Consider the following 24,823-nt stretch of genomic DNA (forward strand, 5'->3'; position numbering starts at 1 on the left):
CCCTTTCTTCGCAAGGAGGAAGGCAAGTCCGGCAATGTCGCTTTTGCGGCGGCCTTTCGTCATCGAATGGATGATCTTGCGCTGATATGACCACTCTCGTGAAAAACCAAACCGAAACGGAACCGAGGCACGGCGACACGCCCACGCCGCTGATCGCGATTGCCAGCGTCGTGGTGTCGATGGCGCTGATCGCCATCGGCAACGGGCTGATGTTCGCCTACATCCCCGTCCGGCTCGGCGTGGAAGGCTTCGATCCGACCTGGGCCGGTCTGATCGTCACCGGTCTGTCGGCGGGTGGTCTCGCCGGCTGCATCCTGACCGGACCGCTGGTGCGCAGGGTTGGCCATGCCCGCGCCTTCATGGTGCTGTCGGCGCTGATCGCGCTGTCGAATGCCGCAATCGGCGCCGGGCCGCACCCCCTGTTGTGGATCGCGGCGCGCGCGCTCTACGGCTTTGCCATATGCGGGCTTTTCATCGTCGCGCAGAGCTGGCTCAACGATGCCGTGGCCAACGCCATACGCGGCAGGGTAATGGCGGTCTTCTACGTCGCCTATGTCGGCGGGCTCGGCATCGGCTATGCGACACTGGCGCTGGTCGACATCAGGACGGCGGATGCATCGCTGATCGGCATAGCCTTCACCGCGCTATCCATCCTGCCCGTCGGGATGACCCGGCTGGCCCAGCCGCCGGCGCCGCAGGCGGCGTCGGTGGCGCTGCGCCGGGCCTGGCGGATTTCGCCGGTCGGCGTCGCCGGCATGCTGGCGGTCGGTGGCCTGTCCATGTCGATTTCCGGCTTCGCGCCGATCCACGCCACCGCGAAGGGGTACAGCCAGGCCGACGTGGCGCTGCTGCTTTCGGTGATGCCGCTCGGCACGCTGATCCTGCAGGTTCCGCTCGGCTGGATTTCCGATCGCACCGATCGCCGCTATGTGCTGGTCGCGGCATCCGCGATCGCCGCGGCGGCAGGGATGTTTGCGCTCGGCTTCGACGGCGGTACGCTGGCGGTGCTGCTGGTGATCTATGTGATGTGGGACGGCGCCTCGGAATCGATCTACTCGTTGGCCAGTGCCCACGCCGCCGACCGCGCCGGCAAGGACGACATGGTGGCGCTGTCGAGTTCCTTGTTGTTTGCCTGGTCGCTGTCCGGCTTCATCGTGCCGGGCATCGTGACCGCGCTGTCAGCCGTCTTCGGCACGCAGGCCTTCATCTATGTAACAGTGGTCATCGCCTGCGTCTTCTGCCTGTTCGTGCTTTTGCGCGTGTTCACCGCGCGGCCGGTGCCGGCAACCGAAACCGGCAGCTTCGCGCCGATGACGGCGCAAGCGCCATTGCCGGTGGAACTCGCCTTCGCGCCGGACGAACAGCACCGGCACAGGGGCGATTGACTATTGCCGGCGGGTTTCCGGCGCCGGGGCCTGCGGTGGCGGCAGCGGGATCGATATGCGTTCGCGGTCGAATTCCTGCTTGGCCCGCTTGGTGAGGTCGGCCTGGGCGGCGAAGAAATCCACCGATGATGTCCAGTAACGCAAGGTGATCGAGACGGTGCTTTCGCCCAATGCCGCGACAAAGGCGGTCGGCGCCGGCTCACGCTTGACGCGGCGCTCGACGGCGGCGATCGCAAGCAGCGTCTTCTGGGCGCGGTCGATGTCGTTCCAGGAGCCGATCGAGAGGGTGATGTCGCCGCGCCGCACGCCGTTGCGCGAAAAATTGCGCACCGGCTGGTTCCACAGCGTCGAGTTGGGCGCCAGGATGTAGACGCCTTCGGCGCTCCGGAGCTTGGTGGCGAAAAGGCCGATTTCCTCGATCGAGCCGGCAATGGACCCGACTTCGACGGATTCGCCGATGCGGAACGGCCGCAATGCCAAAAGCATGATCCCGGCGGCAATGTTCTGCAGCGTGCCTTGCAGCGCCAGGCCGATGGCCAGGCCGATGGCGCCGATCGCGGCGATGATCGAGGCCGTCTGCACGCCGAACTGGCCGAGCACCATGATGACGACCAGGACGAGGATGGCATAGCGGACGATCTTGGAAAAGAAGTGCCGCAGCGTCTGGTCAAAGCCATGGATGTGGCCCAGGCCGGCAAAAATCGAACGCTCGGCAAAGCCGGCGACGATGTAGCCGACAACCAGAAGGATGACGGCGCCGACCGCCGAAAGGGAATAGGAGACAATGAGCGCGCTGAGCTGAGAGAGCCCCGCCTGCACGGTCAGGAGGGCATTTTGCGGGTCGATCGGCATAATGGGATTCCGGTTGATCAATCAGCCGATAACCCCTGCGGAACGCCTGGGTTCCGATCTTTTGCGTGTCGCGCGGAACAAGCGGAGCCTCAATGAGTTCGCATGGAAGCGGGGCTCCGTCTTGAAACTGCAACGGAACTCTGCCTATCTAAGCGGTGTCACCCGCTTTCAGGGGTGATTTGGTTGTTCTTGCTGCGAAAGGAAATACACTGAGAACAGCACTGCGGAAGAAGGCCGACATCGTGCCTTCGCCGGCCGGGATCAGCGTAAACGACGCCGTGTCCCGCGCCATCAAGACAGTCCTTGCCAGTCTGGAAGACTCCAAGGCCGAAAACATCGTCTCAATCGACATTCAGGGAAAATCGAGCCTCGGCGACTACATGGTCGTCGCGTCGGGTCGATCGCACCGTCATGTCTCGGCTGTTGCCGATCATCTCCTCAAGGCGTTGAAGGATGCCGGCCTCGGCACGGCGCGTGTCGAGGGGCTGTCCGGCGCCGACTGGGTCCTGATCGATTCAGGCGACATTATCGTCCATGTCTTCCGCCCCGAAGTCCGCGAATTCTACAATCTCGAAAAGATGTGGCAGGCGCCGGACCTCGAGGAAGAGACCTTGCACTGAGCCGGTTGGTTTGGATGCGTGCCGTGGTTCCTGGCCCATTGACGATTTTCGGGCGACACGCATCGGCGGCCCTCTGAGGCGAGGATGAAGATTACCGTTCATGCCGTGGGCCGGATGAAAAGCGGCCCCGAGAGAGAACTCGCCGACCGCTATTTCGAGCGTTTCTCCAAGAGCGGCCCGGCTGTCGGCCTCGAATTCTCCGGCATCGCCGAGATCGCCGAAGGCCGCGCCCAGAACGCCGATGAACGCCGGCGCGATGAAGGCGCAAGGCTGCAGGCGCAGTTGCAGCCCGGCTCGGCGCTGATCCTGCTCGACGAGCGCGGCAAGAACCTGTCCTCGGAAGATTTCGCCGGCCGCATCGGCCAATTGCGCGACGCTGGCCGCAAGGCGCTGGCGCTGGCCATAGGCGGCGCCGATGGCCACGATCCGTCGTTGCGCGCCCAGGCCGAGCTGGTGATGTCTTTCGGTGCGCTGACATGGCCGCACCAATTGGTGCGGGTGATGCTGGCAGAGCAGCTCTACAGGGTCTCGACGATCCTGTCCGGCCACCCCTATCACAGAACCTGAAGGTCGCATCGCACCGAATTCCGCCCCAATGCCGCGCAAGATCACGGCTTCGGGCCGGCTTTCCCTATTTTGCTCACCGGTGTGCGAAACCGCTGCACAGTTTTGGGCGATGCGCATTAATATGGTTGATGGTTCGTTAACGAAGCCGCAGATAGAGTCCATCCCGCATGGCTGAAGGCTGGAAATCGACGACGGGCTCATCGACAGCGGGCTCCTGGCGCGCGCGCTGCGGCATCGCGGCGGCGGTGGTCATCCTTTCGCTCAATGCCGCATGGGCCGAGAACACGCTCGACATGGCCCCCGATCCGGACCAGAGCCGCGCCGAATACGAACAGATCTCCAAGGAGATAAGCCTGTCGTCCGAGCGGCTGGCCAAGCTGGCCGCCGACATCGCCGCGGTCAAGAAGGACCACGCCTCGATCACCGCCGCGCTGATCCAGTCGGCAATGACCGAGCAAAAGCTTGGGCAGGACATCGAGGACATCGGCGCCAAGCTGGAGGGGCTGAAGACCCAGCAGCAGAAGATCCGCGCCTCGCTGATGGCGCGGCGCGACGTGCTGGCGGAGGTGCTGGGCGCATTGCAGCGCATGGGGCTGAACCCGCCGCCGGCGATCCTGGTCAAGCCGGAGGACGCGCTGTCGTCGGTGCGCAGCGCCATCTTGCTTGGCGCCGTGGTGCCTGAATTGCGCCAGCAGACCGACAGGCTCCTGGCCGACCTCAAGGAGCAGACACGAGTGACGGCCTCGATCGAGGCCGAGCGGGCACGGCTGACGGCGGCAGTCGGCGAGCAGACGGCGGAGAAGAAGCGGCTCGGCATGCTGCTGGAAGCCAAGCAGAAGCTCGAAGCCGACACGCAGGCGCAGTTGTCGGCCGAGCGACAGCATTCCGAGGCGCTCGCGGCCAAGGCCAGCAGCCTGAAGGAATTGATCGCCTCGCTCGAAGCCCAGGCCGAACGCAACCGCAAGGCCGCGGATGCCGCAAAGGCCGCGGAGGCCGGCCAAGCCGGCGGCGACAAGGCGGGCGGCGACAAGGCGGGCGGCGATATGACGGCGTCGCTGCCGGTTCCCGAGGCCAACCGGCTTGCCGCTGCGGCACCCTTCTCGGCGCTGCAAGGACAGATCGCGCTGCCGGTCATCGGCCGCATTAAACGCCGGTTCGGCGCCGAAGACGGTAACGGCGCGGTGATGCTTGGGGACATGGTTGCGACACAATCGGGCGCCATCGTCACCGCACCGGCGGATGGGAATGTGCTTTATGCGGGGCCGTTTCGCTCCTACGGTCAACTCTTGATCCTGAATGCCGGCGACGGTTATCATGTCGTCTTGGCGGGGATGAGCAGAATCAGCGTCGCAACCGGCCAATCAGTGCTCGCAGGAGAGCCGGTCGGTGCGATGGGAGAGGCCCGGGTGGCAAGCACCTCGGCTTCGAAGAATGGAAATGCCACGCCGGAGCTCTATGTCGAGTTCCGCAAGGATGGAAAACCCGTCGATCCGACCCCATGGTGGGCGGACCGTTTTTCTGGAAGGACGTGAAATGATGCGGAAACTGTCGCTTCTGTTTGCCGGTGCGCTGATGGGCGCGTCCGCCATGAGCCTGGTCTATGGCGCGCCCGGCTCGGCAGCGAACGCTGCGGGGTCGGAGACCTACAAGCAACTGGCGATCTTCGGCGATATCTTCGAGCGCGTGCGGGCGCAGTATGTGACGCCGCCCGACGACAAATCGCTGGTCGAGAACGCCATCAACGGCATGCTTGCCTCGCTCGACCCGCACTCCTCGTACATGAACGCCGAGCAGGCGCAGGACATGCGCGTGCAGACCAAGGGTGAGTTCGGCGGCCTCGGCATCGAGGTCACCATGGAGAACGATCTGGTCAAGGTGATCACGCCGATCGACGATACGCCGGCCGCCAAGGCGGGCGTGCTGGCAGGCGATTACATCGCCAAGATCGATGGCGAGGAGGTTCGCGGCCTGACCCTGAACGACGCGGTCGACAAGATGCGCGGCCTGGTCAACACGCCGATCAAGCTCACCATCCTGCGCCAGGGCGCCGACAAGCCGATCGAGCTGACGGTGGTGCGCGACATCATCAAGGTCAAGGCGGTCAAGTTCCGGGTCGAGAACGACATCGGCTACATGAAGATCACCTCCTTCACCGAAAAGACCTATGACGACCTCGAGAATGCCATCGACACCATCAAGAAGCAGGTGCCGAACGACAAGCTCAAGGGCTATGTGCTCGATCTGCGCCTCAATCCCGGCGGTCTGCTCGATCAGGCGGTAAGCGTATCGGACGCCTTCCTCAACCGTGGCGAGATCGTTTCGACGCGCGGCCGCGATCCCAAGGACGTTACCCGCTTCGACGCCAAGTCCAAGCAGGTCGACGATATCGGCGGCAAGCCGCTGATCGTGCTGGTCAATGGCGGATCGGCGAGCGCGTCCGAAATCGTCGCTGGCGCGCTGCAGGACCTACGCCGCGCCACGGTGGTCGGAACGCAGTCCTTCGGCAAGGGTTCGGTGCAGACCATCATCCCGCTTGGCGAGAACGGCGCGCTCAGGCTGACGACGGCGCTCTATTACACGCCGTCCGGCAAGTCGATCCAGGGCAAGGGCATCACGCCCGACATCAAGGTCGACCAGCCGCTGCCGCCGGAACTGCAGGGCAGGGACCTGACGCGCGGCGAATCCGACCTCAAGGGCCACATCAAGGGTGCCGACGAGAGCTCGACCGGTTCGGGCTCGGCAGCCTATGTGCCGCCGGATCCGAAGAACGACCTCCAGCTCATCTATGCCGAGCAGCTTCTGCGCGGCCAGAAGACCGATCCGTCCTTCCCGCCCAATCCGCAGAAGGCTGTCCTCAACCAGTAACAGGTGGCGGCCAACAACGGGTCTGGCCGCCCGATGGAAGCAATGCGATGCTGCCGGGACCGAAAGGTTCCGGCAGTTTGATTCGGGGGTAACGCGAATCCCTCGATACAGGGCGCCAGGGGTGCGCCGGCATGAAGAATTCGCGCATGTCTCTTCGAAAGGTTCCATGTTCGAAGCCATGCGGACGGGGACAGGGCTTGGCTGATATCGGCAAGGACATCGAACGACCGCTCGGACTGACTGTCCGTCCGCCGCGCGCCGCCGGCAAGGTCAGCGTGGGTGCGCTCGTGGCTGCGTTCGTCGTGCTGGCCGTTGTCGGCGTCTCCGGCGCGATCGCGCTCAGGGACAAGCCGTTTCGCAAGCCGCAGGAAGTCGCGGTTTCGACGCCGAAAGTGGTGCCGGAGCCGACCGCTGCGCCGTCCGCTCTAGCGCCGGTCACGACGCCAAAGGCGGAAATGCCGGCCAAGGCTGGAGGCCCGCAGATCATCCATGTGCAGACAGAGGAAGGCGATGGTCCGCCCAAGGCGGCAATCGTCATCCGTGATCCGTCGACCATCGGCCAAAACCTGAAGATCGCGCATATTCCCGACAGGGCGCTGATCGAGGCCGGCGATGCCGGCCCCTTGCCGGTGCGCGCCGCAGACGGGCGGCGGCCCTTCGATGTCTACGCGCGGCCGTGGTCAGGCGCGCGCGGCGCCCGCGTGGCGATCGTCATCGGCGGGCTCGCGGTTTCACAGACCGGCACCCAGGCGGCCATCGCCAAGCTGCCGGCGGAAGTGACGCTGGCGTTCGCGCCGCAAGGCAACAGCATCGGCCGCTGGATGCAGGCCGCCCGGCAGAGCGGCCACGAGATCGTCATGCAGGTGCCGCTCGAACCGTTCGACTATCCCAATGTCAACCCCGGGCGCAACACGCTGACGGTGGCGGCGAGCGCGGAAGAGAACCTGAAGAACCTGCGCTGGGCACTGTCGCGGACGACGAACTATACCGGTGTCATGAACTATATGGGCGCGCGGTTCTCCGCTGACCCGGCGGCAATGGAGCCCTTCATGGCCGAGCTCGGCAAGCGCGGGCTCGCCTATATCGACGACGGCTCGTCGGCGCGCAGCCTGGCGCCGGATCTGGCGCTGAAGGACGGCGTGCCCTTCGTCGCCGGCGACACGGCGATAGACGCCGTGCAGGATCGCGGCGCCATCCTGAAGAAACTGGACAGCCTGGAGGCGACCGCCCGTGCCAAGGGCACTGCGGTCGGCATCGGCTCCGCTTTCGACCTGACGGTCGACACGGTGTCGTCATGGGCGGCCGAGGCCAAGAAACGCGGCATCGAGATCGTGCCGATTTCAGCGGTGGCGATCGATCCGCAAAAGGGCTAGCCACCGGGAAACAGCTTGAAAGACTGAATGATGCCGAAGACGAAGAAGGTCGACCGCGAGACGCTGCCCTACCGTCCCTGTGTCGGGCTGATGATCCTCAACGCCGAGGGCCTGGTCTGGGTCGGCCATCGTATCGCCGAGCCGGACAGCGAATTCGCCGGCACCACGCAGCTCTGGCAGATGCCGCAAGGCGGCATCGACAAGGGCGAGGAGCCGCTGCAGGCGGCGGAGCGGGAGCTTTATGAGGAGACCGGCATGCGCAGCGTCTCGCTGCTCGCCGAGGCGCCGGACTGGATCAACTATGATCTGCCGGACCACCTGGTCGGCGTCGCCTTCAAGGGGCGCTATCGGGGTCAGACGCAGCGATGGTTCGCCTTCCGCTTCCATGGCGATACCAGCGAGATCCAGATCAATCCGCCGCCCGGCGGCCACACCGCCGAATTCGACAAATGGTCGTGGCGGCCGATGCAGGAGCTGCCCGACCTGATCGTGCCGTTCAAGCGCAAGGTCTATGAAGACGTGGTGACGGCGTTCCGTCACCTTGTGCCATAGCCGGACGGGCCGAGGCCGCGGTTCAAACGCCAGCGGTTGCCGCGCCGGTTCGACCGTCTTATTGATGTCCATCCGCCACAAGAAGGGCCGCCATGCACGACGCCCCCAAAAGATCGCTGCCCGAGGAAGCCGACGCCACAAGCGAGGCTGCTGCCGGGGCCATCCTCACCATCGACCTTGGCGCGATCCGCGAAAATTACCGGCGGCTGAAGGCGCGGCTGGGCGGCGTGCGCTGCGCGGGCGTGGTCAAGGCCGACGGCTACGGTCTCGGCGCCGCGCAAGTGGCATCGGCGCTGATGAAGGAAGGCTGCGACATCTTCTTCGTCGCGCTGCTGTCCGAAGGCATCGCGCTGCGCAAGGCGCTGGGGGCCGGACCGGACATCTACGTGCTGAACGGGCTGCCGCCGGGTTCCGAGCCGGAAGCGGTGGCGGCTGGCTTGTGCGCTGTCATCAACAGTGGCGCACAGTTGCAAGCCTGGCGCGCAGCGACACACCGCGCCGGGCGCCGGCTCCCGGCTGCCGTCCAGGTCGACAGCGGCATGTCGCGGCTTGGGATGGCGCCAGCCGAGGTCGAGGCGGCGGCCGGGGATGTCGGCGCTTTCGATGGCATCGACGTCAGATATGTGATGAGCCACCTGGCCTGCGCCGATGAACCGCGCCACCCGGCCAATGAACAGCAGAGGCTGGCATTCGCGCGGTTGCGTGCCATGCTACCCGTGGCGCCGGCCTCGCTCGCCAACTCCTCCGGCATCTTTCTAGGCCCGCTTTATCATTGCGATCTCGCCCGGCCCGGTGCCGCCCTCTACGGCATCAACCCGACGCCTGGCGAAGCCAACCCGATGCTGCCCGTGGTCGGGCTGCAGGCCAAGGTGGCGCAGACGCGCAGTGTCCAAAAGGGCACTGGCGTCGGTTATGGCCACAGCTACCATGCGCAGGGCCCGCTCAGCCTGGCGACGATTTCATTCGGCTATGCGGACGGCTGGCTGCGCCGCTCCGCTTCGGCCGCATGGTTCGAGGCGGTGCGCCTGCCTTTCCTCGGGCGCGTGTCGATGGATTCGATCCTTCTCGACATTTCCGCCTTGCCGCGCGGCCGGCTCGGAGAGGGCGACCTGGTGGAGTTGCTAGGGCCCTCACAGAGCGTCGACGATGCTGCCGACCATGCCGGCACCATCGGGTATGAAATCCTGGCCAGTCTCGGAACACGTTTTCACCGGCGCTATCTGGGCGGTTGAGCGGTTTGGCCGCGCTTGACAAGCGGGCGCCATTCGGCAAGCTTTGGCACATGAGCAAGCTCGCTTATATCAAAACCTTCTTCAGGGTCTGCCCGATCGCGGGATCGTAGCCCCGGCGCGGCCGCCTTTCGGCGTCCGTCCGTACCGGGGCATCCATCCATCCACAATCGCCATCAAGCCGAACAGCCCTTCGCGGCTGCCGGCCTTTCATCACGCCGCCGCCAGCGCGCCGGCAGGCGCGCATCCGCTCGATGCGCCGATCCATGAGGTTTGCCATGCAACACGCAAAAGAACTGCGTCCAGACAGCCATATTCTGATCAGCGACGCCGACCATGACAGGCTGACGGGCCTTGCGAGGGCTTTGCTCGATCGCGCGCCCGAGACGGCCGAGGAGCTGCTTTCGGAAATGGACAGGGCCGTCGTCAGGAGCGCGGCGGCGATGCCGGCCGGTGTGGTGCGAATGGGTTCGACGGTGATCGTGCGCGGCGAAAGCGGCGACGCCCAGCGCATCATGCTGGTCTACCCGGGTGAGGCCGACATAGCCGAGAACCGGATCTCGGTGCTGACGCCGATGGGAACCGCGCTCATTGGCGCGAGTGTTGGGCAGGCGGTTTGCTGGAACGGTCGTGGCGGTCGGGAACTGTCAGTAACCGTCGAAGCCGTCGATGCGCCGGCTTCCGGCCCGCAACGAGCTTGATGGCGGAGGCGGTGATGACGAGCACGAATTGCTGCCTGACGACGAAGGACTTCGCCGTCCTCGAAGTCATGCTGGAGCGCCGGCGGGCATTCGCGGATCCGATCGTGCGCATGCTCGAACACAAGCTTTCAGGCGCCGATGTCGTGCCGATCGATTCGGTCGGCCCCGACATCGTTACGCTGAACAGCAGGGTGGTGTTCGGCGTCGATGCCGGTCCCGCCGAGACGCGAACCCTGGTGCAGCACGAGGTGCGCGGGCCGGTCGGCTCGAGCCTGTCGGTCGCAACGAGGCGCGGGCTCTGCATGCTTGGCATGGCGCAAGGCCAGACGGCAACGGTCGAACACGCCGACGGCAGGCGGGAGTCGATCCTGATCAAGGCCGTGCTCTACCAGCCCGAAGCTGCCCGGCGCACGGTCAGGCAGAAAGACCAGGCTGACGCGCGGCGACCGCACGGGCCCAGGCTCGTCTACAGTGCCGCAGCCGATTGGCGGCCTCTTGGCGAGACGGCCGGAATGCGGCAGACAGAAGAAGACGACCCCGGTCCCTCGGCGGCGTGAATGGGCAACGGCGCGTGGTCTCGAAGATCGACATCGATTTTCGCTCGGGATCATGCGCAAATCGAAAATACGGCCGCGTCCACGGGCGTCCTGAGGACGCTCGGCGCGGCAAGGAGTGAATGAATGAAAATCATGGTGCTGGGCAGTGGCGTGATCGGGGTGACCACGGCCTATTATCTCGCCGAGGCTGGCCACGAGGTGACCGTGATCGACCGCCAGAAAGGGCCGGGACTGGAAACCAGCTTCGCCAATGCCGGCGAGATTTCGCCCGGCTATGCCTCGCCTTGGGCCGGGCCCGGTATCCCCCTCAAGGCGATCAAATGGCTGCTGATGAAGCATGGTCCGCTGGTGGTGCGGCCGGCCTTCGATCCGCATATGTGGACGTGGCTGGTCAAGATGCTGCGCAACTGCACCGCCGAACGCTACGCGGTCAACAAATCGCGCATGGTGCCGCTGGCCGAATACAGCCGCGACACGCTGAAGGCGCTGCGCGAGGCGACCGGCATAGCCTATGACGAGCGGACGCAGGGCACGCTGCAGCTGTTTCGCACGCAAAAGCAGCTCGACGGCACATCAGGCGATGTCGAGGTGCTGAAGAGATATGGCGTGCCCTACGAAATCCTCGACCAGGACGGCTGCATCGCGGCGGAACCGGCTCTGGCCGCGGTGCGCGAAAAATTCGTCGGCGGCCTGAGGCTGCCGGGCGACGAGACCGGTGACTGCAAGATGTTCACCGACAGGCTGGCCGAGCTTTGCGTGGCACGCGGGGTCAAGTTCGAATACGACACGACGATATGGCGCGTCATCCGCAGCCGCAACCGCGTCAACAATATGAGCACCAGCAAGGGCTGGCTGACCGCCGACGCCTATGTGATGGCGCTGGGCAGTTATTCGGCGGACTTCATGCGCCGGATGAAGCGGCCGATCCCGGTCTATCCGGTCAAGGGCTATTCGATCACGGTGCCGATCAAGGATGCCGCCGCCGCGCCGGTGTCGACGGTGATGGACGAAACCTACAAGGTCGCGATCACGAGGCTCGGCGACCGCATCCGCGTCGGCGGCACGGCCGAGATTTCCGGGTTCGACCTCCGGCTGCACGAATCGCGACGGCGCACGCTCGAACACTCGGTCGGCGACCTGTTCCCAGGAGCCGGCGCCATGCGGGAGGCGACGTTCTGGTGCGGCCTGCGGCCGATGACGCCGGACGGGCCGCCGCTGATCGGGCGCACGGAGCTTTCCAATCTCTACCTCAACACCGGCCATGGAACGCTCGGCTGGACCATGGCCTGCGGCTCGGCCAAGGTGCTGGCCGACATCATCTCGAACAAAGTGCCCGATATCGACGCCCGCGCGCTGGCGCAGGAGCGCTATCTGAAATAGACGCCGCCCGCTCGCCATCGGCGGGCGCGGCCGGGGGATATCGCGTCAGAACGCCTGTTTCACCCAGCCCTCGTCGAACAGCAGCCGGTAAGCCCACGGGATGGTCACTTCGGTGGCGACCGATTGGAATGGGCGAGATACTCGTCATCTGGCGAAGAAGGCGGGGTCGAGCACCATCATGCCGTTCTCCGTGTCGTGGAAGAAGCTGCGATGGCCGACATGCGTCAGACGAAAAGATTTCTCTCCCGCTCCACCGCCTTTGTAATGAAGGAGGCAACGATCTGGACGCGGCGCAGCGGCCTGACCGATTCGTGATAGACCAGCCAGTAGGCACGGCGGATGGGCGCCACCACGTCGACGGCCACCAGTTCCGGCATCGAGCGGGCGACGAAAGTGTGCAGGATGCCGATGCCGGCGCCCGACCGCACCGCTTCGGCCTGCCCGAGCGCGGAGGAAATGGCGAAGCTGGTGCGCCAGTCAGCGCTGAATTCGGCGGCGTAGTCGAGCGACGGGCTGACGATGAGGTCCGGCACATAGCCGATCAATTTATGCCGTCCCAGCTCGGCAGCGGTCTGGGGCAGGCCGTGGGCTTCAGCATAGGCACGCGAGGCAAACAGGCCGAGCGAGTAGTCGACCAGCTTGCCCGCTACCAGCCGGCCCTCGGTCGGGCGCTCGACGGTGATGGCAATGTCGGCCTCGCGGCGAGACAGGGAGAAGGAGCGCGGCACTGGTACGAGCTGAATCGTCAATTCACGGTGCAGCGCGGTCAGTGCGCCGAGGCGCCGGGCGAGGAACGCGACGCCAAACCCGTCCGGCGCGCCGATCCGCACCGTGCCCGAAACGTCGTCGCCTTCGCCCGATATTGTCGAGCGGGCGGCGATCATGTCGCCCTCCATGCGCTCGGCAATGTCGAGGAAGCGCTCGCCGGCGGGCGTCAGCTCGCTGCCGGTGGTCAGCCGGCGAAAGAGTTTCGTGCGCAGCGCGTCTTCAAGTGCGGCGATGCGGCGCGAGACGGTGGCGTGATTGAGTTCCAGGCGCCTCGCCGCGCCAAGGATTTGCCCGGCGCGCGCCACGGCGAGAAAGATGCGGACGTCATCCCAGTTCATGGGGATGGTCCGGATGACAATTTTCAATGTCGCGTTCTGTGGTGAAGGAACTCAACCTGCCAATCCTTGGGCGTCGTCTTCGTGATCCTTCCCATTTGCGAGAATTGATGCTCTCCCGTCAACCGTTGTCTATTTTCCGCACAACGGTTGCGTTCTCCCTCGCGTTGCCATTGGCGTACCAAAGGCGGACAATGCACCATCACAAACCCAGGGAGAGACATCATGATCGAATACGGTCATTTCATCGGCGGCAAGCGTGTCGCCGGCACCAGCGGTCGCAAGCAGGACGTGATGCAGCCGATGGACGGCTCTGTGCGCGGCACGGTGGCGCTGGCCTCGCAGGCGGAACTGCGCGCGGCGGTCGAGAACGCCAAGGCGGCGCAGCCGAAATGGGCCGCGACCAACCCGCAGCGCCGCGTGCGCGTCCTTATGAAGTTCCTTGAACTGGTCGCCCGCGACTATGACGAACTGGCCGACATCCTGGCGCGCGAGCACGGCAAGACGATCGCCGATGCCAGGGGCGACATCCAGCGCGGCCTCGAAGTGGTCGAGGTCTGCATCGGCGCGCCGCACATGATGAAGGGTGAATTCACCGACGGTGCCGGCCCCGGCATCGACGTCTATTCGATGCGCCAGCCGCTCGGCGTCGTCGCCGGCATCACGCCGTTCAACTTTCCGGCGATGATCCCGCTGTGGAAGATCGCGCCGGCGATCGCCTGCGGCAACGCCTTCATCCTGAAGCCTTCCGAGCGCGACCCGGGCGTGCCGATCCGCATCGCCGAGCTGTTCATCGAGGCGGGCCTGCCTGCCGGTATCCTCAACGTCGTCAACGGCGACAAGGAAGTCGTCGACGCCATCCTTGACGACCCCGATATCAAGGCTATCGGCTTCGTCGGCTCGACGCCGATCGCTCATTACATCTATTCGCGCGGCACTGCGTCGGGAAAACGCGTGCAGTGCTTCGGCGGCGCCAAGAACCACATGATCATCATGCCCGACGCCGACATGGACCAGACCGTCGATGCACTGATCGGCGCGGGCTACGGATCGGCCGGCGAGCGCTGCATGGCGATCTCGGTGGCGGTCCCTGTCGGCAACGACACCGCCAACCGGCTGATGGAAAAACTGGTGCCGCGCGTCGAAAGCCTGAAGGTCGGCCCCTCGACGGATTCCGCCGCCGATTTTGGCCCGCTGGTCACCGCTCAGGCGCTGGAGCGGGTGAAGGGCTATGTCGATATCGGCGTCAAGGAAGGCGCCAAGCTGGTCGTCGACGGTCGCGGCTTCAAGATGCAGGGCTACGAGAACGGCTACTATATGGGCGGCTGCCTGTTCGACAACGTCACGTCGGACATGCGCATCTACAAGGAAGAGATCTTCGGGCCGGTGCTGTCGGTGGTGCGCGCGCCGACCTACGAGAACGCCATCAAGCTCGCCAATGACCACGAGATGGGCAATGGCGTCGCCATCTACACGCGCGACGGCGACGCCGCGCGAGACTTTGCTTCCAGGGTGCAGGTCGGCATGGTCGGCGTCAACGTGCCGATCCCGGTGCCGATCGCCTACTACACGTTCGGTGGCTGGAAGGCGTCGTCCTTCGGTGATCTCAACCAGCACGGTCCGGACGCGTTCCGCTTCTACACCAAGACCAAGACGGTCACCTCGCGCTGGCCGTCCGGCATCAAGGACGGGGCCGAGTTCGTCATCCCGACGATGAACTAGCCGGACGCTTGTCTGCTTGCGCGTCCTCGCCTTCGGCTGCGGGGCGCGCGGGCCGGCATCAAGGACGGGGCCGATTTCGTCATCCCGACGATGAACTAGCCGGTCGCTTGTCCGATAGCGCGTCCTCGCCTTCGGCTGCGGGCGCGCGGGCCGGCATCAAGGACGGGGCCGAGTTCGTCATCCCGACGATGAACTAGCCGGACGCTTGTCCGCTTGCGCGTCCTCGCCTTCGGCTGCGGCCGCGCGGGCCGGCAGGACCACCCAAAAATCTACGGCCCGAGTCCCCTGGCGGGCCGTTTATTTTGCAAACGGTAATGTGATGGAACCGGCGAGGGCGCCAGGACTTAGAGCTACGATCCTGCCCTGGAGGAGGCATGGCAGGCAACCAGAGCGCCGACGGCTGACCGTTAGCATCGCATCGTCGGGCGCAAGGAGGTGTCCGATGGCACAACGTCTTATGTCCATGCTGCTATGCGCCGCGGCGGCGCTATCGATAGGGCCGGCGAATGCAGCCGGGCAATGTGCGGCACGCGCCGACATCGTCAAGGCGCTCGGCGAGAATTTCCACGAAAGCGAGGCCGGGCGTGGTCTGATCAATCCCAACGTGGTGCTTGAGGTGTTCGTTTCCGAACAGGGCAGTTGGACCGTCCTCGCCTCCGACACCAAGGGCCAGAGTTGCATCCTGTCCGTGGGCGAGGGCTGGGACAGCCCGACGATCAAGGCGGCCTTGCCAGGAGCCTGAGGCGCATCGCGTCTAAGCGGTTCAGGCGACGCGTAGGCTTGGGCATGCACTGTCCTGAACCGGGGTCGGTGTCTGGCGGTACGCTTCAACGTGTGGCGGCCGCCTCGGCATGGGCGCGCAGCAATGCCATCAGCCGCTTGGCATCCTTCGCGGCGGCTTCCTCGTCACCGTCGACAATCGAGCGGATCAGCGCGACGTGATGCTCGGCCGATTCCGCCAGGCCGGTATCGGCCTTGTAGCGGAACCAGAAGCGGCGGCTGTGGGTCTGCAGCGGGGCAGCCAGCCTGGCCGCGAACGGGTTGTCGGCAGCCCGCGCCAGCGCCTCGTCCAGCGTCTTGTCGGCCTGGATGAAGGCAAGCACGTTGCCGGAGATGACAGCCTTCTGCATGGCAAGCGCGGCATCGTGGAAGAGGTCGGCTGCGTCGCGGGTGACGAAGCGCGCCGCGGAGCGGGCCAGCACCACCTCGACGCCGCGGCGCGCGTCGAGGACGCGCAGCCAGTCGCCGGGGTGCAGCGGCGCGATGGCGATGCCTGCGCGCGGCCGCACGTCGAGCAGTCCTTCCCAGGCCAGCCTCTGGATCGCCTCGCGCACCGGCGTACGGCCGAGCGCCAGCTTCTCGATCAGGCCGCCTTCAGTGACGAAACTCGCCGGCGCCAGTTCGAGCGTGACAATCATATGCTCGAGCATGCGGTAGGCCTTGGTCGCAGCCGGCTCGAATGCAGTGCTCATTTGCATGGATATCAAAGGCGGTCTCCTGATATATTTTGCATATATCATAGGAGAATCCGTGTTGACAGCGGCTTTCTTAATAGATATACGGCTGATATATCAGAGGAGCGATGACCATGTGGACCGGAATTTTCCCAGCCGTCACGACTAAATTCACCACGGACGACCGCCTCGACCATGCCGAGATGGAGCGCTGCTTCGGCTTGCAGATGGAGGCCGGCTGCGACGGCATCATCGTCTGCGGATCGCTCGGCGAAGGGCCGATGCTGTCCCATGACGAAAAGATTGAAGTGCTGAAAACCGCGCAGAAGGTGGCTGGCAAGAAACCGGTGCTGCTGACGGTGAACGAGGCCGGGACACGCGAGGCCGCCAGCATCGCCCGCCGCGCCGCCAAGGAAGGCGCCAACGGCCTGATGGTGGTGCCCAGCCCGATCTACCATACCAATGCGGAAGAGACGGTGGCGGCGCTGCGCGCCGTCGCGGAGGCCGGCGACTTGCCGGTCATGATCTATTCCAACCGGCTCGCCTACCGCGTCGATGTCACCGTCGACCAGATGGAGGAACTGGCGTCGGACGAGCGCTTCGTCGCCATCAAGGAATCCTCCGACGACATCAGGCGCTCGACCGAGATCATCAATCGCCTGGGCAGCCGCTACGACCTGTTTACCGGCGTCGACAATCTCGCTTTCGAGGCGCTGTCGGTGGGCGCCATCGGCTGGGTGGCCGGTCTCGTCACCGCCTTCCCGCGCGAGACGGTGGCGATCTACCAGCTGATGCAGCGGGGCCGCCGCGAAGAGGCGCTCGCCATCTATCGCTGGTTCCGGCCGCTGCTTGATCTCGACGTCTCGACCTATCTGGTGCAGAACATCAAGCTTGCCGAGGTGTTCGCCATTCAAACCAACGACCGCGTCCGCATGCCGCGCCAGCCGCTGTCGGGCGAGCGCCGCAAGGCGGTCGAGAAGATCGTCAAGGACGCACTGGCGGTGCGGCCGACACTACCGGCGTTCTGAGGCTTTCTTCCGAGAGGCGGCGCCCAGGTGACAGGAAGTTCCAAATCGATGGAAGCGCGGCGGCGCCCCGCCCTGCGGGCGTCTTCTCCCCGTGAACAGGGAGAAGAAATAGATATCGCCATCGTCGGCGGCGGCATCATCGGCATCTGCGCGGCGGCGTTTCTTGCCGAGGCGGGGCGAAACGTCACGGTCTACGACCGCACCGGCATCTGCGAGGAGACGAGCTCCGGCAATGCCGCCGCCTTCGCCTTTTCCGACGTGCTGCCACTGGCGCACAAGGGCATGCTCCGGCAATTGCCGAAATGGCTGGCCGATCCGCTCGGCCCGCTCGCCATCCCGCCCGCCTACCTGCCGAAGCTGCTGCCCTGGCTGATCCGCTTCTGGCGTGCCGGCTCGGCGAAGCACTACGAGGCTGGCCTGGTGGCGCAGGCCGCAATGATGGCGCTCGCCGAGGCCGAATGGATGGGCCTGCTCGACCGCTCCGGCACGAGGCGGATGCTGCGCGAGGATGGCTCGCTCGAACTCTACGAAAGCGGGGCCGAATTCCAGGCCTCGCTGTCCGGCTGGGCGGCGCGCCAGCGCTTCGGCATCGGCTTCCGCCATGTCGGCGGCGAGGAGCTGGCGGAGCTGCAGCCCGGCCTGTCGCCGCGCTTCGGCAAAGGCACGTTCGTGCCGGGCTGGAAGACAATCGCCGATCCAAAACTGCTCGGCAAGGCGATCTGGGACTATGCGCAATCCAAGGGCGCGCGGTTCGAGAAGGCCCGCATCGCCGGCGTCGCCGCGGACGGGAACGGCGCGACGTTGACGCTGGTCGACGGCACGACGCGGCAAGCCCGGCACCTGGTCGTCACCGCCGGCGCTTGGTCGCATCTGCTGGCGCGGCACCTCGGCGACCGCATTCCGCTCGAAACCGAGCGCGGCTACAACACGACGTTGCCAAAGGCCGCCTTCGACGTGAAGCGGATGCTGATCTTCTCCGGCCAAGGCTTCGTGATCACGCCGCTCGACACGGGCCTGCGCATCGGCGGCGCGGTTGAGCTCGGCGGCATCGAGCGGCCGCCCAACTACGCGCGCTCGAAGGCGCTGCTGCGCAAGGCGCAAGACTTCCTGCCGGGCCTCGATCCTTCGGGCGGACGCGAATGGATGGGGTTTCGTCCCTCGCTGCCGGATTCATTGCCTGTCGTGGGCCGCGCATCGGGAAGCCGGCCGGTGGTCTACGCTTTCGGCCACGGCCATCTTGGCCTGACTCAGGCTGCTGCGACGGGACGGTTGATCCGCGAGCTTGTCCTGGGGCAGACTCCGCCGATCGACGTGGCCCCCTTCAGTCCACAACGGTTTTGAATTTTCGAGGAGCGTCATGGCCAGGAAATCCTTCTTCTGCATCGACGGCCACACCTGCGGCAACCCGGTGCGGCTGGTCGCCGGCGGCGGCCCGCTGCTCCAGGGTTCGACGATGATGGAGCGGCGCGCGCATTTCCTGGCCGAATATGACTGGATCCGCACCGGCCTGATGTTCGAGCCGCGCGGCCACGATGTCATGTCCGGCTCGATCCTCTACCCGCCGACGCGCGAGGATTGCGACATCGCCATCCTGTTCATCGAGACCTCGGGCTGCCTGCCAATGTGCGGCCACGGCACCATCGGCACGGTGACGATGGCCATCGAGCACGGGCTGATCAAGCCGAAGACGCCCGGCGTGCTCAGGCTCGACACACCGGCCGGCCTGGTCATCGCCGAATACAAACAGGTCGGCGAATATGTCGAGGAGGTGCGCATCACCAACGTGCCCTCCTTCCTCCATGCCGAGGGGTTGACGGTCGAATGCCCCGGGCTCGGCGGAATCGTCGTCGACGTCGCCTATGGCGGCAATTTCTACGCCATCGTCGAGCCGCAGAAAAACTATCGCGACATGGCAGACCATTCGGCGGGCGACCTCATCGCCTGGAGCCCGGTGGTGCGGCAGCGGCTCAACGAGAAATACTCTTTCGTGCATCCGGAGAATCCGGGCATCAACCGGCTGTCGCACATGCTGTGGACCGGCGAGCCGACGGTGTCGGGTGCGGACGCGCGCAATGCGGTCTTCTACGGCGACAAGGCGATCGACCGCTCACCGTGCGGCACGGGCACCTCGGCACGCATGGCGCAGCTCCATGCCAAGGGCAAGCTCAAGGCCGGCGATGCGTTCGTCCATGAATCGATCATCGGCTCGCTGTTCAAGGGCAAGGTTGAAAAAGACGTCACGGTCGCAGGCAAGCCGGCGATCATTCCCTCGATCGGCGGCTGGGCGCGCATGACCGGGCTCAACACGATCTTCATCGATGACCGCGATCCGTTCGCGCACGGCTTCGTCGTCAAATAGGCGATTCATCACGCTGCGGAAGGTCGGGAAGGACAAAAAGGATTGCTGTCACGAGCGCAACAAATCGTCTCATCAACTTATTTTGACGGCGATTTCTTCGAAATGGAGCGCATGATGACGCTTAATCGTCAAAGACATTGCGTTATGCCAATGATAGGGTCCGCGATAGTCCAGGGGGCGGGTGCGAAAAAACGGGCAATCGAACGGCGTGCAGTCGGAAACACGCATGACGATCAAAAAATGACGTTGCAATCCCGTCTCGAAACCTTACGACTAGGGGAAATACGAAAAGGAATGCGTCTGCATGGGCGACATTCCAGGGGAGCCATGTACACATGCAGTATTTTGTCCAGCAGCTTATCAATGGGCTGACGCTGGGATCGATCTATGGGCTGATCGCGATCGGCTACACGATGGTCTACGGCATTATCGGCATGATCAACTTTGCTCATGGCGATATCTTCATGGTGGGCGCTTTCACGGCGCTGATCGTTTTCCTCATCTTGGGTGCCCTGTTCTATTCGGTTCCCGTGGTCATCGCGCTGCTGGTGATGATGATCGTGGCGATGCTGCTGACCAGCCTCTACAACTGGACGATCGAGAAGGTGGCCTACCGGCCGCTGCGCGGCTCGTTCCGGTTGGCGCCGCTGATCACCGCCATCGGCATGTCGATCGCGCTGTCGAATTTCGTGCAGGTGACGCAAGGCCCGCGCAACAAGCCGATCCCGCCGATGGTGTCGAAGGTCTACAACATCGAAGGCATCAGCGTGTCGCTGAAGCAGATCATCATCGTCGTCGTCACCGCGTTGCTCTTGGTGTTGTTCTGGTACCTGGTCAACAAGACCTCGCTTGGCCGGGCGCAGCGCGCCTGCGAGCAGGACCGCAAGATGGCGGCGCTGCTCGGCATCGATGTCGACCGCACCATCTCGATCACCTTCATCATGGGCGCGGCACTTGCCGCCGTCGCAGGCACGCTGTTCCTGATGTATTACGGCGTCATCGCCTTCTCGGACGGCTTCGTGCCCGGCGTGAAGGCATTCACCGCAGCGGTGCTGGGCGGCATCGGTTCGTTGCCGGGCGCGGTGCTGGGCGGTCTTTTGATCGGCTTCATCGAGAGCATGTGGTCGGCCTATTTCTCGATCGACTACAAGGATGTCGCCGCCTTCTCGATCCTGGCTATCGTGCTGATCTTCCTGCCTTCCGGCATTCTCGGCCGGCCAGAAGTCGAAAAGGTCTGAGATCATGGCCGTCACCGTATCTCCCGAGCGCGACACCGTCGCAGCCACGCCCATGCAGCGCGCCTTGCGCGAGGCCTTCTATGCCGGTGCCATCGCGCTCGGCCTGTTCGTGCTGTTCATCGGGCTCAAGACCGACCAGAACATCTCAAACGAGCTGATCCTGGTGCAGCGCTGGGGGTTGCTCGCCGCAGTGGTCATCGCCACCGCCGTCGGCCGCTTCCTCTATGTCGCCTACGGCCAGCCCTTTTTGGCCAACCAGAAGATCGCCGACGTCGCCACCGGCTTGCTGCCGGCCAGCGTGGCGTCGCGCTTCTTCCTCTTTCCAGCCTTCATCGTGGCCGTCATCGTCGCGGCGCTGCTGTTCGTCTTCAGCAGGTCTCTCGCCGGCTGGGTAGGGGCGGAGCCGGCCGGCTATCTGCAATTCCTGCGCGCCCTTGCGGTCATCTACGCGCTGGCCTGCGTGATCTACTATTTCCGCGGCTTCATCCATGCCAACTTCACAAAACTCGGCATCGCCGCACTGGTGCTCTATCCGATCATTGTCGTGGGCATGCTGTCGCTGATGTCGTGGTCGCTCGTCGGCGGGCTGCAAGGGTCGCTGAAATGGGTCGATAATTTCGGTATCCAGATCCTGATCTATGTCATGCTGGCCTGGGGGCTGAACATCGTCGTCGGTCTGGCCGGCCTGCTCGACCTCGGCTATGTCGCCTTCTATGCGGTCGGCGCCTATGCCTATGCGCTGCTCGGCACGCATTACGGCCTCTCCTTCTGGATCCTCCTGCCGGCCGCAGGCGCCATGGCCGCCTTCTGGGGCGTGCTGCTCGGCTTTCCGGTGCTGCGCCTGCGCGGCGACTACCTGGCCATCGTGACGCTTGCCTTCGGCGAGATCATCCGGCTGGTGATCATCAACTGGCGCGAGGTGACCAATGGCTCGGCCGGCATTTCCGGCATCCCGAAGGTCACCTTCTTCGGCCTGATGAGCTTCAACGTCTCGGATCCGAACTACATCGGCAAGGTGCTGAACATCGCCACATCGAGCGCCTATTACAAGATCTTCCTCTATTACCTCATCCTGGGGCTGGCGCTGCTCACCGCCTTCGTCACGGTCAGGCTGAGGCGCATGCCGGTCGGCCGCGCCTGGGAAGCCTTGCGCGAGGACGAGATCGCCTGCCGCTCGCTCGGCATCAACACCACGACCACCAAGCTGACCGCCTTTGCCACCGGCGCCATGTTCGGCGGTTTTGCCGGCTCGTTCTTCGCCGCCCGGCAAGGCTTCGTCAGCCCCGAATCCTTCGTCTTCCTGGAATCGGCCATCATCCTGGCCATCGTCGTGCTTGGCGGCATGGGATCACTGGTCGGCATTGCCGTCGCGGCTCTGGTCATGATCGGCGGCACCGAGGTGCTGCGCGAACTCGACTTCCTCAAGCAGGTCTTCGGACCCGACTTCACGCCGGAACTCTACCGTATGCTGCTGTTCGGCATGGCCATGGTGATCGTCATGCTGTGGAAGCCGCGCGGCTTTGTCGGCAGCCGTGAGCCGACCGCCTTCCTCAAGGTGCGAAGGGCTGTCTCCAGTTCCTTCACCAAGGAGGGGCACGGCTGATGAACGCGAACCCCTCCATGAACGACGCCATCCTGAACGTCGAACACCTGTCGATGAAGTTCGGCGGCCTGGTCGCGATCGGGGACCTGTCCTTCACCGCCAGGCGCGGCGAGATCACCGCGCTGATTGGGCCCAACGGCGCCGGCAAGACCACCGTGTTCAACTGCATCACCGGCTTCTACAAGCCGTCGGAAGGCATGATCACTCTCACCCGGCAGGACGGCTCGATCTACCTGCTCGAACGGCTGCCCAACCATGAGATCCCGGCGCGCGCCAAGGTGGCGCGCACCTTCCAGAACATCCGCCTGTTCTCGGGCATGACGGTGCTCGAGAACCTGCTCGTTGCCCAGCACAACAAGCTGATGAAGGCTTCGGGCTATACGGTGCTCGGCCTGTTCGGCTTCAGCGGTTACCGCAAGGCCTCGGCCGAATCCGTCGAACTTGCCAAGCACTGGCTTGAGAAAGCCGATCTGGTCGACCGCGCCGACGATCCGGCCGGCGACCTGCCCTATGGCGCGCAGCGGCGCCTCGAGATCGCGCGCGCCATGTGCACCGGCCCGGAGCTTTTGTGCCTCGACGAGCCCGCCGCCGGTCTCAATCCAAAGGAATCGGCCGCGCTCAACGACCTGCTGATGGACATCAAGAACAACACCGGCACCTCGATCCTGCTGATCGAGCACGACATGTCGGTGGTCATGCAGATCTCCGATCACGTCGTGGTGCTGGAATACGGCCGCAAGATCTCCGACGGCAATCCGCAGTCGGTGCGCACCGATCCGCGCGTCATCGCCGCCTATCTCGGCGTCGACGACGAGGAGGTCGAGACCGTGCTGACCGAAGTCGGCGACGAGGACGTCATCGAGCAACTCGATACCGGTCCCGATGCCGCGCATGGTCCGGGAACATCGTCGTCCTATCTCGCCGGCCCGGTGACCGACACGGTCGGCCACAGCGAAGGCGAGCGCATCACGGTGTCGAAGGGCGCCTCGAAGGCGGCGCAGGTCGATGCGCGGGCGGCGAGCGTTGCGGCCAAGGCTGTCGCGCCAGCACCTGCTTCGCGGACCAAGCCGGTGGCGAAGCCGGCCACCAAGGCGAGCGTCAAGACAGGGGCCAAGACGCCGGCCGCGAAGGCCGCGGGCATCTCGAACCGCCTGGCGGCGCCCCGCGGCGGCAAGGCCGACAATCTCACCCGCATCAAGGGGATCGGCGCGGTCAACGAGAAGAAGCTCAACGAACACGGCATCTTCCACTTCGACCAGATCGGCGCCTGGAAGAAGGCCGATGTCGAGGCCGTCGAAGCGTATCTCGCCTTTGACGGACGCATCGCCCGCGAAGAATGGGTCAAGCAGGCCAGGCTGCTTAGCCAGGGCAAGGACACGGAATTCTCGCGCCGCGTCGACGCCGGCAAGGTGGCGACGAGCCATGCTTCCGGTAAGCAGGCAGCAAAGCCCGCGACAGGAGCGGGCAAGCCCGTTCGGGCCAAGCGCGGAGGGGGCAAGTGATGGCCGGGAAGACGCTGCTCGATATCAAGGGCGTGCAGACCTATTACGGCAACATCCGTGCGCTGAACGGCGTCGACGTCACCGTCAACGAGGGCGAGATCGTGGCGCTGATCGGCGCCAACGGCGCCGGCAAATCGACGCTGATGATGACCATTTTTGGAGCGCCGCGCGCCCGCGCGGGCACCATCACCTTCGCCGGCGCCGACATCACCCAATTGCCGACGCACGAGATCGCGCGCTTGCGCATTGCCCAGTCGCCGGAAGGCCGGCGCATCTTCCCGCGCATGACGGTGATGGAAAATCTGCAGATGGGCGCCAGCCTCGACAACCTCAAGCACTATGACGAGGACGTCGAGAAGGTGTTCGCACTGTTCCCGCGCCTGAAGGAGCGCATCGCCCAGCGCGGCGGCACGCTGTCGGGCGGCGAGCAGCAGATGCTGTCGATCGGGCGCGCGCTGATGGCGCGGCCGAAGCTGCTTCTGCTCGACGAGCCGTCGCTCGGTCTTGCGCCGCTGATCGTCAAACAGATCTTCGATGCCATTCGCGAGCTGAACCGCACGCAGGGGCTGACCGTGTTCCTGGTCGAGCAGAACGCCTTCGGCGCGCTGAAGCTGGCGACGCGCGGCTATGTCATGGTCAACGGCAATGTGACCATGAGCGGCACCGGCAAGGAACTGCTCGCCAATCCGGAAGTGCGCGCCGCCTATCTCGAAGGCGGCCATCACTGAGTTCA

At 64.9% G+C, this 24,823-nt stretch carries 23 protein-coding genes; 20 read left to right on the forward strand and 3 right to left on the reverse strand.

The genetic code is table 11. The features are described 5' to 3' along the window. Window positions 1–86: 86 nt before the first annotated feature. Window positions 87–1,385 (forward strand): MFS transporter, encoded by a 1,299-nt coding sequence (locus FJ946_RS27260; RefSeq protein WP_140493027.1) that lies wholly within the window; start codon window positions 87–89, stop codon window positions 1,383–1,385. On the opposite strand, the gene FJ946_RS27265 is transcribed toward FJ946_RS27260, so the two are convergent. Then, on the reverse strand, window positions 1,386–2,237 hold the full coding sequence (locus tag FJ946_RS27265) for a mechanosensitive ion channel domain-containing protein (RefSeq protein ID WP_140493030.1): 852 nt from the start codon (window positions 2,235–2,237) through the stop codon (window positions 1,386–1,388). A gap of 242 nt (window positions 2,238–2,479) precedes the next feature. Here FJ946_RS27265 and rsfS point away from each other — a divergent pair, with 242 nt between their 5' ends. From rsfS to FJ946_RS27315, 10 genes are all read left to right on the forward strand, one after another. Continuing rightward, window positions 2,480–2,857, forward strand: a complete 378-nt coding sequence (rsfS, locus tag FJ946_RS27270; RefSeq protein WP_135902362.1) for a ribosome silencing factor — start codon at window positions 2,480–2,482, stop codon at window positions 2,855–2,857. Between the two features lie 84 nt (window positions 2,858–2,941). Continuing rightward, complete coding sequence (rlmH, locus tag FJ946_RS27275; RefSeq protein ID WP_140517517.1) at window positions 2,942–3,424, forward strand: 23S rRNA (pseudouridine(1915)-N(3))-methyltransferase RlmH; 483 nt, start codon at window positions 2,942–2,944, stop codon at window positions 3,422–3,424. A 167-nt stretch (window positions 3,425–3,591) separates the two neighbouring features. After that, entirely contained in the window at window positions 3,592–4,956 is a 1,365-nt protein-coding gene (locus tag FJ946_RS27280; RefSeq protein WP_140493036.1) for a murein hydrolase activator EnvC, read from the forward strand. A gap of 1 nt (window position 4,957) precedes the next feature. Continuing rightward, window positions 4,958–6,289: a S41 family peptidase gene (locus tag FJ946_RS27285; protein ID WP_181165202.1), complete on the forward strand. Its 1,332-nt coding sequence runs from the start codon at window positions 4,958–4,960 to the stop codon at window positions 6,287–6,289. Window positions 6,290–6,486: 197 nt separating this feature from the next. Continuing rightward, the gene (locus FJ946_RS27290; RefSeq protein WP_140493038.1) at window positions 6,487–7,662 is read left to right on the forward strand and encodes a divergent polysaccharide deacetylase family protein; all 1,176 of its coding nucleotides are present in this window, start codon (window positions 6,487–6,489) and stop codon (window positions 7,660–7,662) included. Between the two features lie 30 nt (window positions 7,663–7,692). Then, window positions 7,693–8,214 carry an RNA pyrophosphohydrolase gene (locus FJ946_RS27295; RefSeq protein ID WP_140493512.1) on the forward strand — a complete coding sequence of 174 codons (522 nt, stop codon included), beginning with the start codon at window positions 7,693–7,695 and terminating at the stop codon, window positions 8,212–8,214. A gap of 92 nt (window positions 8,215–8,306) precedes the next feature. Then, window positions 8,307–9,446, forward strand: coding sequence for an alanine racemase (gene alr, locus FJ946_RS27300; protein ID WP_140566782.1), 1,140 nt, complete (start codon window positions 8,307–8,309; stop codon window positions 9,444–9,446). Window positions 9,447–9,721: 275 nt separating this feature from the next. After that, window positions 9,722–10,144: a nucleoside diphosphate kinase regulator gene (gene rnk / locus FJ946_RS27305; RefSeq protein ID WP_140566785.1), complete on the forward strand. Its 423-nt coding sequence runs from the start codon at window positions 9,722–9,724 to the stop codon at window positions 10,142–10,144. A gap of 14 nt (window positions 10,145–10,158) precedes the next feature. Beyond that, complete coding sequence (locus tag FJ946_RS27310; protein WP_140547360.1) at window positions 10,159–10,701, forward strand: nucleoside-diphosphate kinase; 543 nt, start codon at window positions 10,159–10,161, stop codon at window positions 10,699–10,701. Window positions 10,702–10,824: 123 nt separating this feature from the next. Continuing rightward, complete coding sequence (locus tag FJ946_RS27315) at window positions 10,825–12,081, forward strand: D-amino acid dehydrogenase (RefSeq protein ID WP_140566787.1); 1,257 nt, start codon at window positions 10,825–10,827, stop codon at window positions 12,079–12,081. A gap of 224 nt (window positions 12,082–12,305) precedes the next feature. Here the strand turns inward: FJ946_RS27315 and FJ946_RS27320 are convergent, their stop codons facing one another. Continuing rightward, window positions 12,306–13,187, reverse strand: a complete 882-nt coding sequence (locus FJ946_RS27320; RefSeq protein WP_140525022.1) for a LysR family transcriptional regulator — start codon at window positions 13,185–13,187, stop codon at window positions 12,306–12,308. A 222-nt stretch (window positions 13,188–13,409) separates the two neighbouring features. On the opposite strand from FJ946_RS27320, the gene FJ946_RS27325 reads away from it, so the two are divergent. Then, complete coding sequence (locus FJ946_RS27325) at window positions 13,410–14,906, forward strand: CoA-acylating methylmalonate-semialdehyde dehydrogenase (RefSeq protein WP_140517525.1); 1,497 nt, start codon at window positions 13,410–13,412, stop codon at window positions 14,904–14,906. Between the two features lie 442 nt (window positions 14,907–15,348). Beyond that, window positions 15,349–15,648 carry a hypothetical protein gene (locus FJ946_RS27330; protein ID WP_140517526.1) on the forward strand — a complete coding sequence of 100 codons (300 nt, stop codon included), beginning with the start codon at window positions 15,349–15,351 and terminating at the stop codon, window positions 15,646–15,648. 85 nt (window positions 15,649–15,733) lie between these two features. Here the strand turns inward: FJ946_RS27330 and FJ946_RS27335 are convergent, their stop codons facing one another. Beyond that, on the reverse strand, window positions 15,734–16,378 hold the full coding sequence (locus FJ946_RS27335; protein ID WP_246673019.1) for a GntR family transcriptional regulator: 645 nt from the start codon (window positions 16,376–16,378) through the stop codon (window positions 15,734–15,736). A 116-nt stretch (window positions 16,379–16,494) separates the two neighbouring features. On the opposite strand from FJ946_RS27335, the gene FJ946_RS27340 reads away from it, so the two are divergent. The 7 genes from FJ946_RS27340 to FJ946_RS27370 all read left to right on the forward strand — a co-directional run bounded on the left by FJ946_RS27340 (window position 16,495) and on the right by FJ946_RS27370 (window position 24,818). Further along, window positions 16,495–17,388: a dihydrodipicolinate synthase family protein gene (locus tag FJ946_RS27340; protein WP_140560778.1), complete on the forward strand. Its 894-nt coding sequence runs from the start codon at window positions 16,495–16,497 to the stop codon at window positions 17,386–17,388. Window positions 17,389–17,415: 27 nt separating this feature from the next. Continuing rightward, a complete protein-coding gene (locus tag FJ946_RS27345; protein ID WP_246673020.1) occupies window positions 17,416–18,729 on the forward strand; it encodes an FAD-binding oxidoreductase in 1,314 nt (437 codons plus the stop codon). 16 nt (window positions 18,730–18,745) lie between these two features. After that, window positions 18,746–19,747 (forward strand): 4-hydroxyproline epimerase, encoded by a 1,002-nt coding sequence (locus FJ946_RS27350; protein WP_140566790.1) that lies wholly within the window; start codon window positions 18,746–18,748, stop codon window positions 19,745–19,747. 335 nt (window positions 19,748–20,082) lie between these two features. Further along, window positions 20,083–20,985, forward strand: a complete 903-nt coding sequence (locus FJ946_RS27355; protein ID WP_140493067.1) for a branched-chain amino acid ABC transporter permease LivH — start codon at window positions 20,083–20,085, stop codon at window positions 20,983–20,985. Between the two features lie 4 nt (window positions 20,986–20,989). After that, on the forward strand, window positions 20,990–22,588 hold the full coding sequence (gene livM / locus FJ946_RS27360; protein ID WP_140493070.1) for a high-affinity branched-chain amino acid ABC transporter permease LivM: 1,599 nt from the start codon (window positions 20,990–20,992) through the stop codon (window positions 22,586–22,588). Beyond that, a complete protein-coding gene (locus tag FJ946_RS27365; RefSeq protein ID WP_140566792.1) occupies window positions 22,588–24,090 on the forward strand; it encodes an ATP-binding cassette domain-containing protein in 1,503 nt (500 codons plus the stop codon). Before livM ends, FJ946_RS27365 begins: the two co-directional genes overlap by 1 nt. Then, window positions 24,090–24,818 carry an ABC transporter ATP-binding protein gene (locus tag FJ946_RS27370; RefSeq protein ID WP_140493077.1) on the forward strand — a complete coding sequence of 243 codons (729 nt, stop codon included), beginning with the start codon at window positions 24,090–24,092 and terminating at the stop codon, window positions 24,816–24,818. Before FJ946_RS27365 ends, FJ946_RS27370 begins: the two co-directional genes overlap by 1 nt. Window positions 24,819–24,823 lie beyond the last annotated feature (5 nt).

The sequence above is a fragment of the Mesorhizobium sp. B2-4-7 genome (assembly GCF_006442685.1).
Taxonomy (GTDB): domain Bacteria; phylum Pseudomonadota; class Alphaproteobacteria; order Rhizobiales; family Rhizobiaceae; genus Mesorhizobium.

Coding starts and splice junctions, on each gene's coding strand:
- FJ946_RS27280 (WP_140493036.1), top strand. CDS start 3,592: ATGGCTGAAGGCTGGAAATCGACGACGGGCTCATCGACAGCGGGCTCC.
- FJ946_RS27260 (WP_140493027.1), top strand. CDS start 87: ATGACCACTCTCGTGAAAAACCAAACCGAAACGGAACCGAGGCACGGC.
- rnk (WP_140566785.1), top strand. CDS start 9,722: ATGCAACACGCAAAAGAACTGCGTCCAGACAGCCATATTCTGATCAGC.
- FJ946_RS27335 (WP_246673019.1), bottom strand. CDS start 16,378: ATGAGCACTGCATTCGAGCCGGCTGCGACCAAGGCCTACCGCATGCTC.
- FJ946_RS27325 (WP_140517525.1), top strand. CDS start 13,410: ATGATCGAATACGGTCATTTCATCGGCGGCAAGCGTGTCGCCGGCACC.
- FJ946_RS27365 (WP_140566792.1), top strand. CDS start 22,588: ATGAACGCGAACCCCTCCATGAACGACGCCATCCTGAACGTCGAACAC.
- FJ946_RS27295 (WP_140493512.1), top strand. CDS start 7,693: ATGCCGAAGACGAAGAAGGTCGACCGCGAGACGCTGCCCTACCGTCCC.
- FJ946_RS27355 (WP_140493067.1), top strand. CDS start 20,083: ATGCAGTATTTTGTCCAGCAGCTTATCAATGGGCTGACGCTGGGATCG.
- livM (WP_140493070.1), top strand. CDS start 20,990: ATGGCCGTCACCGTATCTCCCGAGCGCGACACCGTCGCAGCCACGCCC.
- FJ946_RS27350 (WP_140566790.1), top strand. CDS start 18,746: ATGGCCAGGAAATCCTTCTTCTGCATCGACGGCCACACCTGCGGCAAC.
- rlmH (WP_140517517.1), top strand. CDS start 2,942: ATGAAGATTACCGTTCATGCCGTGGGCCGGATGAAAAGCGGCCCCGAG.
- FJ946_RS27310 (WP_140547360.1), top strand. CDS start 10,159: ATGACGAGCACGAATTGCTGCCTGACGACGAAGGACTTCGCCGTCCTC.
- FJ946_RS27340 (WP_140560778.1), top strand. CDS start 16,495: ATGTGGACCGGAATTTTCCCAGCCGTCACGACTAAATTCACCACGGAC.
- FJ946_RS27315 (WP_140566787.1), top strand. CDS start 10,825: ATGAAAATCATGGTGCTGGGCAGTGGCGTGATCGGGGTGACCACGGCC.
- FJ946_RS27330 (WP_140517526.1), top strand. CDS start 15,349: ATGGCACAACGTCTTATGTCCATGCTGCTATGCGCCGCGGCGGCGCTA.
- FJ946_RS27285 (WP_181165202.1), top strand. CDS start 4,958: ATGATGCGGAAACTGTCGCTTCTGTTTGCCGGTGCGCTGATGGGCGCG.
- alr (WP_140566782.1), top strand. CDS start 8,307: ATGCACGACGCCCCCAAAAGATCGCTGCCCGAGGAAGCCGACGCCACA.
- FJ946_RS27370 (WP_140493077.1), top strand. CDS start 24,090: ATGGCCGGGAAGACGCTGCTCGATATCAAGGGCGTGCAGACCTATTAC.
- FJ946_RS27265 (WP_140493030.1), bottom strand. CDS start 2,237: ATGCCGATCGACCCGCAAAATGCCCTCCTGACCGTGCAGGCGGGGCTC.
- FJ946_RS27320 (WP_140525022.1), bottom strand. CDS start 13,187: ATGAACTGGGATGACGTCCGCATCTTTCTCGCCGTGGCGCGCGCCGGG.